The sequence below is a fragment of the Streptomyces sp. NPDC006925 genome (assembly GCF_042869575.1).
In the GTDB taxonomy this organism is placed as follows: domain Bacteria; phylum Actinomycetota; class Actinomycetes; order Streptomycetales; family Streptomycetaceae; genus Streptomyces.
Genome location: NZ_JBIAGB010000004.1, coordinates 163,639 through 179,185, shown reverse-complemented (window position 1 = coordinate 179,185; position 15,547 = coordinate 163,639). Strand labels below are relative to the sequence as shown.

Annotated in this window: 13 protein-coding genes and 1 tRNA gene; 6 read left to right on the top strand and 8 right to left on the bottom strand. The window is 71.9% G+C overall.

Going from position 1 to position 15,547, the window contains the following annotated elements; translation table 11 throughout:
- Window positions 1–27: 27 nt before the first annotated feature.
- From ACFYNS_RS08345 to ACFYNS_RS08330, 4 genes are all read right to left on the bottom strand, one after another.
- On the bottom strand, window positions 28–666 hold the full coding sequence (locus tag ACFYNS_RS08345; RefSeq protein ID WP_388601599.1) for a histone deacetylase: 639 nt from the start codon (window positions 664–666) through the stop codon (window positions 28–30).
- Between the two features lie 64 nt (window positions 667–730).
- On the bottom strand, window positions 731–2,458 hold the full coding sequence (gene metG / locus ACFYNS_RS08340; RefSeq protein ID WP_388601596.1) for a methionine--tRNA ligase: 1,728 nt from the start codon (window positions 2,456–2,458) through the stop codon (window positions 731–733).
- Between the two features lie 458 nt (window positions 2,459–2,916).
- Window positions 2,917–2,990, bottom strand: a tRNA-Pro gene (locus ACFYNS_RS08335).
- A gap of 105 nt (window positions 2,991–3,095) precedes the next feature.
- A complete protein-coding gene (locus ACFYNS_RS08330) occupies window positions 3,096–4,040 on the bottom strand; it encodes a metallophosphoesterase (protein WP_360291493.1) in 945 nt (314 codons plus the stop codon).
- A gap of 228 nt (window positions 4,041–4,268) precedes the next feature.
- Between ACFYNS_RS08330 and ACFYNS_RS08325 the strand changes: the two genes are divergently transcribed.
- Complete coding sequence (locus ACFYNS_RS08325; RefSeq protein WP_360291490.1) at window positions 4,269–4,733, top strand: GatB/YqeY domain-containing protein; 465 nt, start codon at window positions 4,269–4,271, stop codon at window positions 4,731–4,733.
- A 573-nt stretch (window positions 4,734–5,306) separates the two neighbouring features.
- On the opposite strand, the gene ACFYNS_RS08320 is transcribed toward ACFYNS_RS08325, so the two are convergent.
- Window positions 5,307–7,661, bottom strand: a complete 2,355-nt coding sequence (locus ACFYNS_RS08320) for a transglycosylase domain-containing protein (RefSeq protein WP_388601593.1) — start codon at window positions 7,659–7,661, stop codon at window positions 5,307–5,309.
- A gap of 494 nt (window positions 7,662–8,155) precedes the next feature.
- Here ACFYNS_RS08320 and ACFYNS_RS08315 point away from each other — a divergent pair, with 494 nt between their 5' ends.
- Window positions 8,156–8,506, top strand: a complete 351-nt coding sequence (locus ACFYNS_RS08315) for a WhiB family transcriptional regulator (protein WP_360291485.1) — start codon at window positions 8,156–8,158, stop codon at window positions 8,504–8,506.
- Window positions 8,507–8,725: 219 nt separating this feature from the next.
- Here ACFYNS_RS08315 and ACFYNS_RS08310 read toward each other — a convergent pair whose 3' ends face one another.
- Both ACFYNS_RS08310 and ACFYNS_RS08305 read right to left on the bottom strand, forming a co-directional pair.
- Window positions 8,726–10,300, bottom strand: coding sequence for an ArsA family ATPase (locus ACFYNS_RS08310; protein ID WP_388601590.1), 1,575 nt, complete (start codon window positions 10,298–10,300; stop codon window positions 8,726–8,728).
- A gap of 71 nt (window positions 10,301–10,371) precedes the next feature.
- Entirely contained in the window at window positions 10,372–11,370 is a 999-nt protein-coding gene (locus ACFYNS_RS08305) for an ArsA-related P-loop ATPase (protein WP_360291480.1), read from the bottom strand.
- A 173-nt stretch (window positions 11,371–11,543) separates the two neighbouring features.
- Between ACFYNS_RS08305 and ACFYNS_RS08300 the strand changes: the two genes are divergently transcribed.
- The 4 genes from ACFYNS_RS08300 (at window position 11,544) to ACFYNS_RS08285 (ending at window position 14,435) form a co-directional block, all read left to right on the top strand.
- Window positions 11,544–11,705 (top strand): DUF4177 domain-containing protein, encoded by a 162-nt coding sequence (locus ACFYNS_RS08300; RefSeq protein WP_019355547.1) that lies wholly within the window; start codon window positions 11,544–11,546, stop codon window positions 11,703–11,705.
- Window positions 11,702–12,166 (top strand): RidA family protein, encoded by a 465-nt coding sequence (locus ACFYNS_RS08295; protein WP_360291477.1) that lies wholly within the window; start codon window positions 11,702–11,704, stop codon window positions 12,164–12,166. Before ACFYNS_RS08300 ends, ACFYNS_RS08295 begins: the two co-directional genes overlap by 4 nt.
- Before the next feature lie 560 nt (window positions 12,167–12,726).
- Window positions 12,727–13,608, top strand: a complete 882-nt coding sequence (locus ACFYNS_RS08290; RefSeq protein WP_360291474.1) for an NUDIX hydrolase — start codon at window positions 12,727–12,729, stop codon at window positions 13,606–13,608.
- Complete coding sequence (locus ACFYNS_RS08285; RefSeq protein WP_360291472.1) at window positions 13,605–14,435, top strand: MBL fold metallo-hydrolase; 831 nt, start codon at window positions 13,605–13,607, stop codon at window positions 14,433–14,435. Before ACFYNS_RS08290 ends, ACFYNS_RS08285 begins: the two co-directional genes overlap by 4 nt.
- Window positions 14,436–14,841: 406 nt before the next feature.
- Here ACFYNS_RS08285 and ACFYNS_RS08280 read toward each other — a convergent pair whose 3' ends face one another.
- Window positions 14,842–15,516, bottom strand: coding sequence for a Crp/Fnr family transcriptional regulator (locus ACFYNS_RS08280; protein WP_019355551.1), 675 nt, complete (start codon window positions 15,514–15,516; stop codon window positions 14,842–14,844).
- Between the last annotated feature and the right edge of the window lie 31 nt (window positions 15,517–15,547).

Below are 15,547 nucleotides of genomic sequence, written 5' to 3'. Positions count from 1 at the left end.
AGAGGCCGTCGCGGCATCAGCGGCGAACTACTCCATGAGCCGCAGGACATCCGCGGCCGACCACTGCCGCTCGGCCCCCGGTGCCCCGGCGAGGTACTCCGCGACCACCGCCGCGCTCCACCCGCCGCCCGCCGAGAGCAGTCCGGTGGCCAGGAAGCGCAGATACGCGGCCGCCGGAGGCAGGTGCCGCACCTCTCCCACGTGCCACGGCGCGGTGCAGGTCAGCACCGGGCGGCCCGCCAACTCCCCGACGTACACCAGAGTCTCGTACCGCCCGGCGCCGATCCGGTCGCGTCCCCGCGCCAGGACCGGGGACAGATCGAGATCCGTCCCCGGCTCCCGGTACATCTCCTGCGCCGCGATGTCCGAGAACTGCCCCGCCGTCACCAGGTGCGCCACCGCGAGCGTGCGCCCTTCGGCGTCCGGATCGTAGAAGGCCCGCCCGCCGCCCCACACCGGCGACGCGGTCGCGAAGTACAGCACCCCGGGCAACTCCACCGGCACCGACTCCGCGGGCATCGTCCGGTCCCGGCACCCCGGATACCACCGGCTCGCACCCGGCGGCCGTCCTCCGGCGAGGTAGGCGCGCAACCGCTCCGGATGGACATTGGAACCGTAGGCGGCGTACCAGAGTTCCCGCGGCGTCCCCGTACGATCCGCGGCCATCCGTTCCACCTGCCGCACGGGACTCACGCCGTCCCAGCCGACACCGGACGTCCCGGCAGCGCCGCTACTGGGCGTCCGCTTCCGGCTCACCGCCGAAGCGCTCGCGGTAGCCCTCCAGGTCGTCCTCGGTGATCTTCTGGAAGAGCACCGGCGGCACCGTGAAGCCCGTACCGGCGGGCACCGAGGACAGGGACCTGGCCTCGTCCGCGCCCACCCACGCCGCAGTGTCGTCCGGCAGCGCGAAGGCGCTCCGCATGGCCTTGGCGGAGCTGGGGATGAACGGCTCGGAGACGACGGAGTAGAGGTGGATCAGGTTCATGGCCGTCCGCAGGGTCAGCGCAGCCGCGTCCTGGTCGGTCTTGATCTCCAGCCAGGGGGCCTTCTCCTCCAGGTAGGCGTTCCCGGCGCTCCACAGCGCCCGCAGCGCGGCCGCCGCCTTGCGGAACCGGAGCGCGTCCATGTGCTCCTCGTACTCCGCCAGGAGCCCCGCGATCTCCCGGCCGAGCTTCTCCTCCGCCTCGCCCGCTTCCGCGCCCGCCGGGACGGCGTCGCCGAAGCGCTTGCGGGAGAAGGACAGCACGCGGTTGACGAAGTTCCCGAGCGTGTCCGCGAGATCCTTGTTGACCACGGAGGAGAAGAACTCCCACGAGAAGGAGGCGTCGTCCGACTCCGGGGCGGCCGCCAGCAGGAAATACCGCCAGTAGTCGGCGGGCAGCAGCTCCAGCGCCGCGTCGGTGAAGATGCCGCGGTTCTGCGAGGTGGAGAACTTGCCCCCGTAGTAGTTGAGCCAGTTGAAGGACTTGACGAAGTCGACCTTCTTCCACGGCTCGCGGGTGCCCAACTGCGTCGCCGGGAACATCACCGTGTGGAAGGGGACGTTGTCCTTGGCCATGAACTCGGTGTAGCGCACGGACTCGTCCGCCTCGTACCACCAGGACTTCCAGTCCCGGCTGTCCGGCTGCGCGTCCGCCCACTCCTTGGTGGCACCGATGTACTCGATGGGCGCGTCGAACCAGACGTAGAAGACCTTGCCCTCGGCCGCCAGCTCCGGCCAGGTGTCCGCGGGCACCGGCACGCCCCAGTCCAGATCGCGGGTGATGGAACGGTCCTGGAGCCCCTCGGTGAGCCACTTGTGGGCGATCGAGGAGGAGAGCACCGGCCACTCGTCGGTGTGAGCATCGACGAACTTCTTGACCTTGCCCTCCAGCTTCGACTGGAGCAGGAAGAGGTGCTTGGTCTCCCGCACCTCCAGCTCGGTGCTGCCGCTGATCGCCGAACGCGGTTCGATCAGGTCGGTCGGGTCGAGCACGCGGGTGCAGTTCTCGCACTGGTCGCCGCGGGCCTTGTCGTAGCCGCAGTGCGGACAGGTGCCGATGATGTACCGGTCCGGCAGGAAGCGGCTGTCCGCCGCCGAGTACATCTGCCGGATGGCGCGCTCCTCGATGAACCCGTTTTGGTGCAGCTGCCGCGCGAAGCGCTGGGTGATCTCGACGTTCTGCGGCGAGGAGCTGCGGCCGAAGTAGTCGAAGGCCAGGTCGAAGCCCTCGTAGATGCCCCGCTGGACCTCGTGCTGCTGGGCGCAGAAGTCGGCCACCGGCAGCCCCGCCTCCGCCGCCGCGAGCTCGGCCGGCGTGCCGTGCTCGTCCGTCGCGCAGATGTACAGCACCTCGTGACCGCGCTGCCGCAGATAGCGCGCGTACACATCGGCCGGGAGCATCGACCCGACCATGTTCCCCAGGTGCTTGATCCCGTTGATGTACGGCAGCGCGCTGGTGATGAGGTGTCGAGCCATCCCGGGATGCTCCAATTGATCTTGCGGCCCCCACGGGTGCCACTACGGGTGCAGACAGACGGGCCGCGCGGGCCACCACCACCCACGGCACCGGCACGTACACCATGTACGCCACGTCCATGAGCCGTCCACTCTCGGTGACGGCACCCCACTACGGGCCGCAACCATCCTAACGACAGCTCCCGGGCCCTCGGAATCAGGATTCTCCCGGCCCGGGCCCGGGAGACCGTTGGCCGAGAGTGGCGGCCGCGTGCCCCCACGGCTCTCTCCGCGTGTGCGGACGCTGCGGGGTGACCGCGGAGAGGGAGTTGAGGAGGCGTTCTCCGACCCGAAGGCCGGTGTTGCCGGAGGCGCCGGGCGCAGCCGGGCCCGGCCGGCTGAAGGTGGCTGGCCCCCACTTGGCACCCGGGCACGCAGAAGGCCCATTCGCGATCAAGCGAATGGGCCTCTGACCTGTGTCGGGGTGGCGGGATTTGAACCCACGACCTCTTCGTCCCGAACGAAGCGCGCTGCCAAGCTGCGCTACACCCCGAAGCAACGACGACTACTTTAGCCCAGGGGAGCGCTGAGGCGAAATCGGGTTTCGCGGGGAGGTCGGTGTCGTGCCGGGAGGCGGCCCGCGGAGGGGCGCGGGGGGTCAGTTCTCGCGGGGGGTGAGGGTGAGGAGGGTCGCTTCCGGGGGGCAGGCGAAGCGGACCGGGGTGTAGCGGCTCGCTCCGCAGCCTGCGCTGACGTGCAGGTACGACTCGTGTCCGGCCGCGCGGTGGGTGGAGAGGCCCTTGACCCGGTCGGTGTCGATGTCGCAGTTGGTGACGAGCGCCCCGTAGAAGGGCACGCAGAGCTGGCCGCCGTGGGTGTGGCCGGCCAGGATCAGCGGGTAGCGCTCGGCGGTGAAGGCGTCGAGGACGCGCAGGTACGGAGCGTGGACGACGGCGAGGGAGAGGTCCGCGTCCGGGTCGGGGCCTCCGGCGACCTCGCCGTAGCGGTCCCGCTTGATGTGCGGGTCGTCCAGTCCGGTCAGGGCGATCTCCTGGCCGCCGTCCAGCTTGATGCGGCCCCTGGTGTTGGAGAGGCCGACCCAGCCGACCGAGTCGAAGGCGTCGCGCAGCTCCTCCCACGGGTTGTGGACGACGCCGACGGCGGGCGGATTCCCGTTCAGCCCGTGCTTGCCGGAGGCCTTCTCCATGAGGTACTTGGCGGGGTTGCGCAGCCTGGGGCCGTAGTAGTCGTTCGAGCCGAAGACGTAGGCGCCCGGGTACTCCATCAACGGGCCGAGGGCGTCGAGGACTTCGGGTACGGCTTCGGGGTCGGAGAGGTTGTCCCCGGTGTTGATCACGAAGTCGGGCCGCAGACCGGCCAGCTCCTGCAGCCACCGCTGCTTCTTCCGCTGGCCGCCGACCATGTGGATGTCGGAGACCTGCAGGACGCGCAGCGGATGCATACCGGGGGGCAGGACGGGCACCGAGACCCGTCGCAGGCGGAACGAGCGGACTTCCACACCGGCCGCGTACCCGACGCACGCCGCGCCGAGTGCCGTGATGCCGAGGGCTGTCTTGAGGGGGATCCGGTATCGCGCGCGCATGGCCCCATGGTCGCAGACCGGAAGGCGGGGTCGCGGTGCTGCGAGGTGCCGCTCCCGGCGGGGTGCCCCTCCCTGGCGGAACGGCCGCGGCTTTGCCCTCGGGTCTTGCGGGGTCTTCGCCGGGTTCCTCGCCGTCGGCCCCGCCGCGGGTCCGGCTGGGGCCCGTGAGGGGTGCGGCCGCCCGGATATCCCCGGCGCTCGGTGGCCGTGTGCTGGCACACTGGCCCCATGACCACGCTCAAGTCCCGGCTGCAGGACGACCTGACCGCAGCGATCAAGGAGCGCGACGAGCTCCGTTCCGCCACTCTCCGGATGACCCTTGCCGCGATCACGAAGGAGGAGGTCGCCGGTACGAGTGCGCGCGAGCTCTCCGACGACGAGGTGCAGAAGGTGATCACCCGCGAGGCGAAGAAGCGGCGGGAGGCGGCCGAGGCGTTCGCGGACGGGGGCCGTACCGAGCAGGCGGAGCGGGAGCGGGCCGAGGGCGAGGTGCTCGCGGACTACCTTCCCGAGCAGCTCTCGGACGAGGAGCTGGACGGGCTGGTCGCCGAGGCCGTCGAGGAGGCCCGGGCCGCCGGTGCCGAGGGGCCCAGGGCGATGGGCGCCGTCATGAAGGTCGTGAACCCGAAGGTCGCGGGCCGTGCCGAGGGTGGCCGGGTCGCGGCCGCGGTCAAGAAGCGGCTCGCGGGCTAGCTCGGTCCGGGGTGTGGCCGCGGGCCGGGTCGCCTGTCGGCGTGCCCGGGCCGCGCCCTTCGCGGTGCCGGCCCGTCGCGGCGTCTGCCCGTCGGCGGCGCCTGAGCGCCGGGCAGCGGGCCCCTGCGCCGCGGGCCCGCGGCAGCCTCTTGCGAGGCCCGGGGTACGGGCTTTCCGGTCCCGCGGTCTGCGGGGTACGGGCGCTCTCCGGGCGACGGGGATGTGTGACTGGCCGGACGACGGGCAGCTCGGGGTAGCCGGCACGGCCATCACCATGCCGACGACGTAAGGGGCACCCTCCATGGAGGGGTGCCCCTTACTCGTGGCCTGTCGGCGGGTCCGGTGCGTCCTTGCTGTGGCGCGGCCCCGGGTGCGGAGTGTCCGCGGAAGCCGCCGACCGGGCCCGGAGTGGGTGCCGACCGCATCGGACCCGCCACCCGCACCTCGCGGACTAGCGGCCCGTGCCCCGCGGACTCGCCACCCGTGCCCCGCGGACTCGCCACCCGTGCCCCGCGGACCGGCCACCCATTACCGGCGCACCGCGGACTCGCGTCCCGTACCCGAACCCCGCGGCTACGGGAAGCCGCCTGCTCCCGCGTCCCAGCCGCCGCCTCCGTCGGCGGCCCCACCGCCGTCGGCGCCGCCGCCTCCGTTGCCGTTGCCGCCCGGGAGTCCGCCGCCTCCGGCGTCGCCCGTGTCGCCGCCGGGCCCGCCGATGCCGCCGCCGTTGCCTCCGTTGCCGCCGCCGTCACCGCCACCGATCAGGTTGGGCGGGACGGTGATGTCCGGCCACGGGTTCCGGGGCTTGTTGTCATGGCCGTTGTCGTCCCGCTGCGGCGGGGAGGGCGGCTTGGGGGAGCGGTGCTTCTTGCCGCCGTCCCGGATCGGTACGTGGTGGAAGTCGGGTGCGGACTCGCCGGCCAGTGCGCCGGCCATCGCGTCCCGCCAGATGGGTCCGGGGACCTCGCCGCCGAAGACCTTGGCGTGCGGGACACCGCCGATGGTGATGTCGACCATCCGCGTGCGGTGGGCCGGGTCGCCGACCCAGACGGCGCCGGACATGTTCGGGGTGTAGCCGACGAACCAGGCGGCGTACCGCTGGTCGGTGGTACCGGTCTTGCCGGCGCTGTCGCGGCCGCTCAGTCCGGCCTTCTTGCCGGTGCCGTCCTCGACCACGCCGCGCAGCAGCGAGTTGACGGTGTCGGCGGTCTTCGTCTTCATCGCACGCTTGCACGAGGTCTTGGGCACGTCCAGCTTCTCGCCCTGCGCGTCGGTGATCGACTCGATGGCGACCGGGGTGCAGTGCACGCCGCGGTTGGCGAAGGTGGCGTAGCCCTCGGCCATGGTCAGCGGCGACATCTCCTGGGTGCCGAGCGAGATCGACGGCACCTGGTCGATCTTCTTGCCGTCGGCCCGTTCGATGCCCATCTTCTTCGCCATCTTCGTCACCGGGCAGATCCCGGTCTCCTCTATCAGGGAGACGAAGTAGGTGTTGACCGACTTCGCGGTCGCCTCCTTCATCCGGTAAGGGCCGACCTCGGTGCTGTTCTCGTTCTCGACCGGTGCCTTGCCGCGCCACTTGCCGCTGCAGGTGTCGACCGGCGAGGGGTACTGCATGCGGTAGGGCGACGGGTAGGACTTGTAGGGGCTGATGCCCCCGTCCAGCGCGGCGGCGGCGATCACGGGCTTGAAGGTGGATCCCGGTTGGTATCCGGCGCCGCCGCCCATGGAGCTGTCGACCGAGAGGTTTATCTGGGTCTCGTTCTCCTTGGGCTTGAAGCCGTAGGGGCGGGACTGGCCCATGCCGAGGATCTTGCCGGTGCCGGGCTGCACTATCGTCGCCGCGGTCGCGACCTTGTCCGACTGGTTCACATGGGACTTGATCGACTTCTGGACCGACTTCTGGGCCTTCGGGTCGAGCGTGGTCCTGATCGTGAGGCCGCCGCGGTTCCAGCGCTTGGCGCGCTCCTTGCGGGTCTTGCCGAACGATTCGTCGGTCAGGAAGACCTGGCGTACGTAGTCACAGAAGAAGCCCGCGCCCATGGTGGCGGTGATGCACCCGTTCTTGGGGCTGCTGACGTCCAGCCCGAGGGGCTTCTCCTTGGCGGCCTCGGCCTGCTCACGGGTGATGTCGTGGTGCACGGCCATCCGGTTGAGCACGGAGTTGCGCCGCTTGAGCGCCTCGTCCTCGTTGACGATCGGGTCGTACCGGGACGGGGACTGGACGATGCCCGCCAGCAGCGCCGACTGCTCGAGGTTCAGCTCCTTGGCGGACAGCGAGAAGTATCGTTGCGCCGCCGCCTCGACGCCGTACGCCTGCTGGCCGAAGAAGGTGATGTTGAGGTAGTTCTCCAGGATCTTCTTCTTGCCCAGCTCCTCCTCGACCTGGATCGCGTACTTCAGCTCCTTGATCTTGCGGCCGATCGTCTGCTTGGTGGCCTGGGCGACCTTCTGCGCGTCGTTCCCGGCCTCCTCGACGAAGACGTTCTTGACGTACTGCTGGGTGAGCGTGGAGGCGCCCTGGGAGACCTGTCCGGACTGCGCGTTGCGGTTCAGCGCCCGCAGGACGCCCTTGAGGTCGACCGCGCCGTGCTGATAGAAGCGCGCGTCCTCGATGTCGACGATCGCTTTGCGCATGTACGGCGAGATGTCCTTCAGGTCGACGACCGTGCGGTCGCGGGAGTAGACCTTGGCGATCTCGCCGCCCTCGTTGTCGAGGATCGTGGTGCGCTGGCTGAGCGGCGGGCGCTTGAGGTTCACCGGAAGCTCGTCGAAGCCCTCCACGGTGCCCTTCGTGGCCAGTCCGAGTGTTCCGACGGCGGGCAGCGCGAGCCCGGCCATCACCATCCCCGCCAGCACACTCACCCCGACGAACCTGGCGATCTGCTGGGGCTTGCTGACTCCGCTGCCCGCGCGCTTCTTAGCCATGGGTAGAAGCGTACGACGCGTCGGCGGCGCGGCACCGGTGGGGAAGCGTGGCAAACGCCGGACAGGGCCGTGCGGGGCACCTACGCTGAGGTGGTTGTCACTCTGACACCTCGCGTCACCTCACGTCCCTCTGCTTTCCCTCGCTCCTCTCCCGTCCCGTCCCATCCCATCCCGTCTCTCGTTCCGCTCCTCCCTCGCCCCGCCTCCCTTTTCCTGCCTTCTGTGCCCCCGCAGCCCTTGCCTTCCGTGTCGCGCAACGCGGCGCGTCGGCGGCGCCCGGACCTGCTCTTCGCTCGTGTGTCCGCCGGAGTGCTCCCAGGTCACTCCGTTGGGTGATGTCCTGCGCACGCATAGTCCGTTCGGGCCATCCAAGATTGGGCCCGAAGGGGGTGTTGCGTGCTGTGTGCTCTTCCGTAACGTCCTCAACTGGCAACGGTGAATATGCCGTTCGCCGCCGTGGGGGAGCCTCGATTCGGGAGAGGACGGCACCGGCAATGAGCTGGGTAACAGACTGGAGCGCGCAGGCTGCCTGTCGCTCTACGGATCCGGATGAACTGTTCGTGCAGGGCGCCGCGCAGAACCGCGCGAAGGCCGTGTGCACGGGATGTCCGGTTCGAACGGAATGTCTTGCCGACGCTTTGGACAACCGCGTGGAGTTCGGCGTCTGGGGAGGGATGACCGAGCGCGAGCGCAGGGCTCTGCTGCGCCGACGCCCCACGGTCACCTCCTGGCGGCGCCTGCTGGAGACGGCGCGCTCCGAGTACGAGCGCAGCACCGGCGTGATGCTGCCGGTCGACGTGGAGCTCGGGGCGGAGGAGCACGAACGGTACGCAGCGGTGGGCTGACCACCAGGAGGAACGGTCCTGCGCCGAGCGCCCGGCTCGGCTCCGCCCGGCTCGGCTCCGGACGGTCCGGCTCCGGTCCGTCGGCCTCGGTCGGCTCGTCTGACCCGAGTCCGGCTGCCGCGGGTCCGGCTGCCGCGGGTCCGGGTCCTGCTGCCGCGGGTCCGCCCGTCTCGGTCGGCTCGTGTCCGTCGGCCGGTACCTTCCGCCGGTCCGGTCGCGTCAGTCCGCTCCGGCCCTGTCCGCTTCGGCCCCGGCCGCGTCCGTGCGTTCGCGCTGGTGGGCGAGACGGAGGCCGATGGTGCGCAGGCCGTCCAGGTCGTGCACGTCTCCGGGCAGGGCGGTCACCTCGGCCACTGGCACGTCCGGATGCACCGCGGTGAAGCGGTCGCGGGTGCGCTGCTCGCGCTCCAGCAGCCGCATACGGTCGGCGTGCAGCCGCAGCAGCCCCGCAGCCAGCACGGCGAGTTCGTCGTCCATGGCGCTGTCCTCGCCCGGGTCGCCGTCACGACGCATGACCTCGTGACCCCTGTCCTCGTAGCCCGTTTCCTCGTACCTCGTTTCCTCGTGGCCTGCGTCCTCGTGCAGGTGTGCGTCGTCGCCCGACGGCTGATCGGCGGCCGACCGCGCGTCGGGGACCGCTCGCTCCGCGCATCCGGGCCGCGTCCTGGTCTGCTGTGCTCCGGTCCGCGCCGCCCTGTTCTGGTCCTTCGTCTCGAGCGCGGTGACGGATCCGGCTGTTCCTGGGTTCGGGGAGGCGGGGGAGCCGTCCTCGGGATCCGCCGGATCGGCCGATCGAGCGCCGCGATGCAGACCCTTCCCCCGCTCGCGATCCACAATGCCGCCGTCCTCGAGATTTTCGGCAGCCGCGAGGGCCCGCTCGGCGCTCAGCCAGGACGCGCGGCTGTCGTGCACCCGGTTGAGCACCAGCCCGGCCAGCGGCATCCGGTCCGCGGACAGCCGCTCCACGAAGTACGACGCCTCGCGCAGTGCATCCCGCTCCGGTGCCGCCACGACGAGAAAGGCGGTTCCGGGGGCCTGGAGCAGCCGGTAGGTGGCGTCGGCGCGGGTACGGAAGCCGCCGAACATGGTGTCCATGGCGGCCACGAAGGTCTGCACGTCCCGCAGCAGGCCGGCACCCAGGAGCTTGTTCAGGGCTCCGGTGAAGAGCGAGAGCCCGGCCATGCCGAGGTTCACGACCTTCATCCCGGCCCGGCCGCCTACCCGAGCGGGCGCCATCATCAGCTTGATGAACTTCCCGTCCAGGAAGGATCCGAGGCGCTTGGGCGCGTCCAGGAAGTCCAGAGCCGACCGGGACGGCGGGGTGTCCACGATGATCAGGTCCCACTCGTCGCCCGAGCGGAGCTGGCCGAGCTTCTCCATCGCCATGTACTCCTGCGTCCCGGCGAAGCCGGTGGAGAGCGACTGGTAGAAGGGATTCTCCAGGATGGCCTTGGCGCGGTCGGGGTCGGCGTGCGTCTCGACGATCTCGTCGAACGTGCGCTTCATGTCGAGCATCATGGCGTGCAGTTCGCCGCCCGCCGTCCGGTCGATGCCGGGCACCTCGCGCGGGGTGTTGTCCAGCTCGGACAGGCCCATGGACTGGGCGAGCCGCCGGGCGGGGTCGATGGTCAGGACGACGGTCCGGCGGCCCCGTTCGGCGGCGCGCACGCCCAGGGCGGCGGCCGTGGTGGTCTTGCCGACTCCTCCGGAGCCGCAACAGACGACGATCCTGGTCGTCGGGTCGTCCAGCAGCGGATCGAGGTCCAGCGCGTCGGCGTCCAGCGGCATGGCCATGGATGCCTCTCCTTCCCCGGAGGTCGCGGGTGGTGGCACGGGGGGCTGTGGCGGCTCGGGGTGCCCGGGGCTCACGGGTGCGTGCCGTCCGTCCCGGTGGTCCGCCACTGGCTGTGCAGGGAGCGGGCGAGGCCGTACAGGCCCGCCAGTTCGACGCCCTGGCTGAGCAGGCCGAGCTCCCGCACCGGCAGCCCCTGTGCGGACAGCTCGGCGCGCAGCCCGCGTTCCAGCTCGACGCGTTCGGCGTGCTCCCTGCCCTGCTCCAGCAGGGGCGCCACGAGCTGCTCGGCGGCCGCTGTGCGGTGCTCCTCCCCGAGCCCCGCGCGGGCGAAGGCGCGCGCCAGCTCGTCCGTGCGCCCCTGCGCCGTCCCCACCTGCTCCTCGCCCGGCAGCCGGGGACGCACCATGTTGACCAGCACGGAGGCGGCAGGCAGCCCCGCGGCCCGGAGTTCGGCGATGCCGTCGACCGTTTCCTGGACGGGCATCTCCTCCAGCAGCGTGACCAGGTGTACAGCCGTGTCCGGCGACTTCAGCAGCCGCATGACGCCCTGCGCCTGGTTGTGCACGGGACCGACCTTGGCGAGTCCGGCCACCTCCTCGTTGACGCCGAGGAAGCGCGCGATGCGGCCGGTGGGCGGCGCGTCCATCACCACGGCGTCGTAGACGGGCCGCTGCTGCTTGTCCGTGCGGCGTACCGCCTCGCACGCCTTCCCGGTCAGCAGCACATCGCGCAGCCCGGGGGCGATGGTGGTCGCGAAGTCGATGGCGCCCAGCCGCTTGAGTGCGCGGCCGGCGCTGCCGAGCTTGTAGAACATCTGGAGGTAGTCGAGCAGCGCCCGCTCGGCGTCGATCGCCAGCGCGTACACCTCGCCGCTGCCGTGCGAGACGGCGATCTTGCGCTCCTCGTACGGCAACGGTTCCGTCTCGAAGAGCTGCGCGATGCCCTGGCGTCCTTCCACCTCGACGAGCAGCGTGCGCCGCCCGTCCTGCGCCAGCGCCAGCGCGAGCGCGGCGGCGACCGTCGTCTTGCCGGTCCCGCCCTTGCCGGTCACTACGTGGAGCCTGCTCACGGCTGGGAGCCTAATTCGTTGCCTGCGGCTCCGGCGAGACCGGTCGCCGGCGACCCCGGGAACCGGGCGCCGGTGCACGGTCAGGGCCCGGCCCGGGGACCGCGCGGCAGCGCGTCCCGGAGCTGAGTCCTCGCGGCGGTTTCCCCGGCGGCGGCGTTCGTTAGGGTCTCCCCATGACGAAGTGGGAATACTCGACCGTGCCGCTCCTCGTGCACGCGACCAAGCAGATCCTCGACACCTGGGGCGAAGACGGCTGGGAACTGGTCCAGGTCGTGCCCGGGCCGAACAACCCCGAGCAGCTCGTGGCCTACCTGAAGCGGGAGAAGCAGGCGTGAGCGCGGCCGAGGACAGGCTCGCGCAGCTCGGGCTGACGCTGCCCGAGACCGCCACCCCCGCCGGTGCCTACGTCCCGGCGGTGCAGAGCGGCCGGTACATCCACACCGCCGGACAGGTCCCGCTGGTGTCGGGCACCCTGCCGATGACCGGGAAGGTCGGCGCCGAGGTCACCGCCGAGGAGGCGAAGGACCTGGCGCGCACGGCGGCGCTGAACGCGCTGGCCGCCGTCAAGTCCGTGGCCGGGGACCTCGACCGGATCGCCCGCGTCGTCAAGGTCACCGGGTTCGTCGCCTCGGCACCGGACTTCACCGGGCAGCCCGGCGTCATCAACGGCGCCAGCGAGCTGCTGGGCGAGGTGCTGGGCGACAAGGGCGTCCACGCGCGCAGCGCCGTCGGAGTGGCCGTCCTGCCGCTGGACGCGCCGGTCGAGGTCGAGATGCAGGTCGAGCTGGCGGACTGAACCGACCTCACGGCCCGGACCGCGTCGGCGCGCCGGACCGCGTCAGCGCGCCGGGCCGAGCCGGTGTGCCGGGCTGCCGCAAGGGAGCCGACGGGCGGGGCCGACGAGCCGGGCCGTTGAACGAATCGGGCTTCGGAGCCGGTCGGCCGACTCGGGCCTCCGAGGCGGGCTGTTCGGGCTCGCCCTGGGAGCGGGCCGCTGATGCTCGGCCGGTGGGCCGGTGGGCCGGTGGGCCGGTGGGCCGGTGGGCCGGTGGGCCGGTGTGCCGGTGTGCGGGCGGCCGACGTGCTGTGGCCGGTGCTCGTGTCCGGCGGACGAGGGCATCGGCCGTCCGGCCGTCGAGGCCGTCCGAATTGCGGTCGGCAGGCCGGACCGCAGCCGCGAGCGGCCCGTCGGCGGCCGCGAGCAGTGGGCACCGGTCGGCAGGCCGGCACTCGCCGGCACCGGTCGGCACTCGTCGACATCGTCCGTGCCTGGGTGCGCAGTCGTGCCCGGGTGCGCAGTCGCAGGTGAACCCGCTGCCTCTCGAACATCGGGGCGGCGGGCCGTAGCATCCGGCCATGTCCTCCTCGTCGTCGTCCACTCCGCCCGCCCGGAACGGCCAGTGGTATCCGCCCGAGTGGCCGGAGCGCATCCGCGCCCTGGCCGCGGGCGAGCTGACCCCGGTGACCCCGCGCAGAGCCGCGACCGTGATGCTGCTGCGGGACACTCCGGACGGGCCCGCCGTCCACATGCTGCGACGCCGCGCCTCGATGGCGTTCGCGGGCGGCGCGTACGCGTATCCGGGGGGTTCCGTCGACCCGCGGGACGCGCGCGGCGCGGATGCGGCGGGGCCGTCGGCCCCGTGGGCCGAGCGGCTGGGGACGGACGAGGCCACGGCGCGGGCGATCGTGTGTGCGGCTGTCCGGGAGACCTTCGAGGAGGCGGGTGTCCTGCTGGCCGGGCCCGACCCGCACAGCGTCGTCGCCGACACCACCGGGGAGGACTGGGAGGCGGACCGTGCGGCGCTCGTCGCCCACGAGCTGTCCTTCGCCGACTTCCTGGACCGCAGAGGGCTCGTTCTGCGGGACGACCTGCTGGGTGCCTGGGCCCGCTGGATCACACCGGAGTTCGAGGCCCGGCGCTACGACACCTACTTCTTCGTCGCCGCGCTCCCCGAGGGCCAGCGCACCCGCAACGCCTCGACCGAGGCCGACCGGACGGTCTGGGTCCGTCCCCAGGACGCCGCCGCGGGCTACGACCGGGGGGAACTGCTGATGATGCCGCCCACCATCGCCACCCTGCGCCAACTGGCCCCGCACCCGACGGCGGCCGAGGCCCTGGCCGCGGCCGGAGGGCGCGACCTGGCGCCCGTGCTCGCCCGCGCCGGCCTGGAGGGCGGCCAGATCGTGCTGAGCTGGCCCGGATACGACGAGTTCACCAAGAGGATCGATCCCTCATGACCGACGCAGCAGCACTCCCCGGCCAGCCGCGCGGCGGTGCCCCGGGCGGTCAGGTCAGCAGCCGTGCCCACTGCGTCCTGGCCCCCAACCCGTCGCCCATGACGCTGGACGGCACCAACACCTGGATCGTCGCCGAGCCCGACTCCCCGCTCGCCGTCGTCATCGACCCAGGCCCGCTGGAGGACGCGCATCTGCGCCGGGTCGTGGAGGCGGCCGAGCGGCTGGGCAAACGGGTCGCGCTGACCCTGCTCACCCACGGTCACCCGGACCACGCCGAGGGAGCGGCACGGTTCGCCGAGCTGACCGGCTCACCGGTCCGTGCGCTCGACCCCGCGCTGCGTCTGGGCGACGAGGGGCTCGGCGCGGGGGACGTCGTGGCCACGGGCGGACTGGAACTGCGTGTGGTGCCCACACCGGGGCATACCGCGGACTCGCTCTCCTTCCACCTCCCGGCCGACGCGGCGGTGCTCACCGGCGACACGGTGCTCGGGCGGGGCACCACGGTCGTCGCACATCCGGACGGCAGGCTCGGCGACTACCTCGACTCGCTGCGCGCGCTGCGCTCCCTGACGGTGGACGACGGCGTCAGCCGCGTCCTGCCGGGGCACGGGCCGGTGCTCGACGACGCGCAGGGCGCGATCGACTTCTATCTGGCGCACCGGGCCAAACGGCTCGCACAGGTGGAGACAGCCGTCGAGCAGGGACACCGGACGGCTGCCGAGGTGGTGGCCCACGTCTACGCGGACGTGGACAGATCGCTGTGGCCTGCTGCGGAGCTGTCGGTGCGAGCCCAGCTCGACTACCTGTTCGAGCACGGGCTGGCGTGAAGTCCCGGGACGCCGCTGACCGGATTCGGATACGGGACCGTGAGGCGCTGCGTGCCGCATGCGAGGTGCCTCGTGCGGCATGCGAGGCGCTTCGTGCGGCGTGAGCCGCGTCCGCACGTTGTGGGAGACGTCCGCACGACGTAAGGGGCACCCTCCATAGGAGAGCGCCCCTTACGTGCCACCTGGGCGGCGTCGCGGCCCGGCGCAGGGGTGCCGGTGCGACCTGCTGGCGCAGGGGTGCCGGTGCGACGTGGTGTGCCGGCGGCGTACGCCGTACGGATCCGCGAGCGGTTCGGCAGCCGGCCCCGGACGGGCGGAGCCGCCGGTCCGCCCGTCCACTGGTCCAGCGTTCCGGTGGTCCAGCGTTCCGGTGGTCCAGCGTTCCGGTGGTCCAGCGTTCCGGTGGTCAGCGCGAGCGCTTCGCCAGCCGCTCGATGTCCAGCAGAATCACCGCACGGGCCTCCAGGCGCAGCCAGCCGCGCCCGGCGAAGTCGGCCAGCGCCTTGTTGACGGTCTCCCGGGAGGCGCCCACCAACTGGGCCAGCTCCTCCTGGGTCAGGTCGTGGACGACATGGATGCCCTCCTCGGACTGCACGCCGAAGCGGCGGGACAGGTCCAGGAGCTGCTTGGCCACGCGGCCCGGCACGTCGGAGAAGACCAGGTCGGACATGGAGTCGTTGGTGCGCCGCAGCCGCCGGGCGATGGCGCGCAGCAGCGCCGAGGCCACCTCGGGCCGGGCGTTCAGCCAGGGCTGGAGGTCGCCGTGGCCCAGGCCCAGCAACCTGACCTCGGTCAGCGCCGAGGCGGTCGCCGTCCGCGGGCCCGGGTCGAACAGGGAGAGCTCCCCGATCAGCTCCCCGGGGCCCAGCACCGCCAGCATGTTCTCCCGGCCGTCAGGGGAGGTGCGGTGCAGCTTCACCTTGCCTTCGGTCACCACGTAGAGGCGGTCACCCGGGTCACCCTCGTGGAAGAGGGCCTCGCCGCGAGCGAGCGTCGTCTCCGTCATGGAGGCGCGCAGCTCGGCGGCCTGCTCCTCATCGAGCGCCGCGAAGAGCGGGGCGCGCCGCAGAACGTCGTCCACGAGTTCTCTCCTTGTCGACCTGCCCATGGGA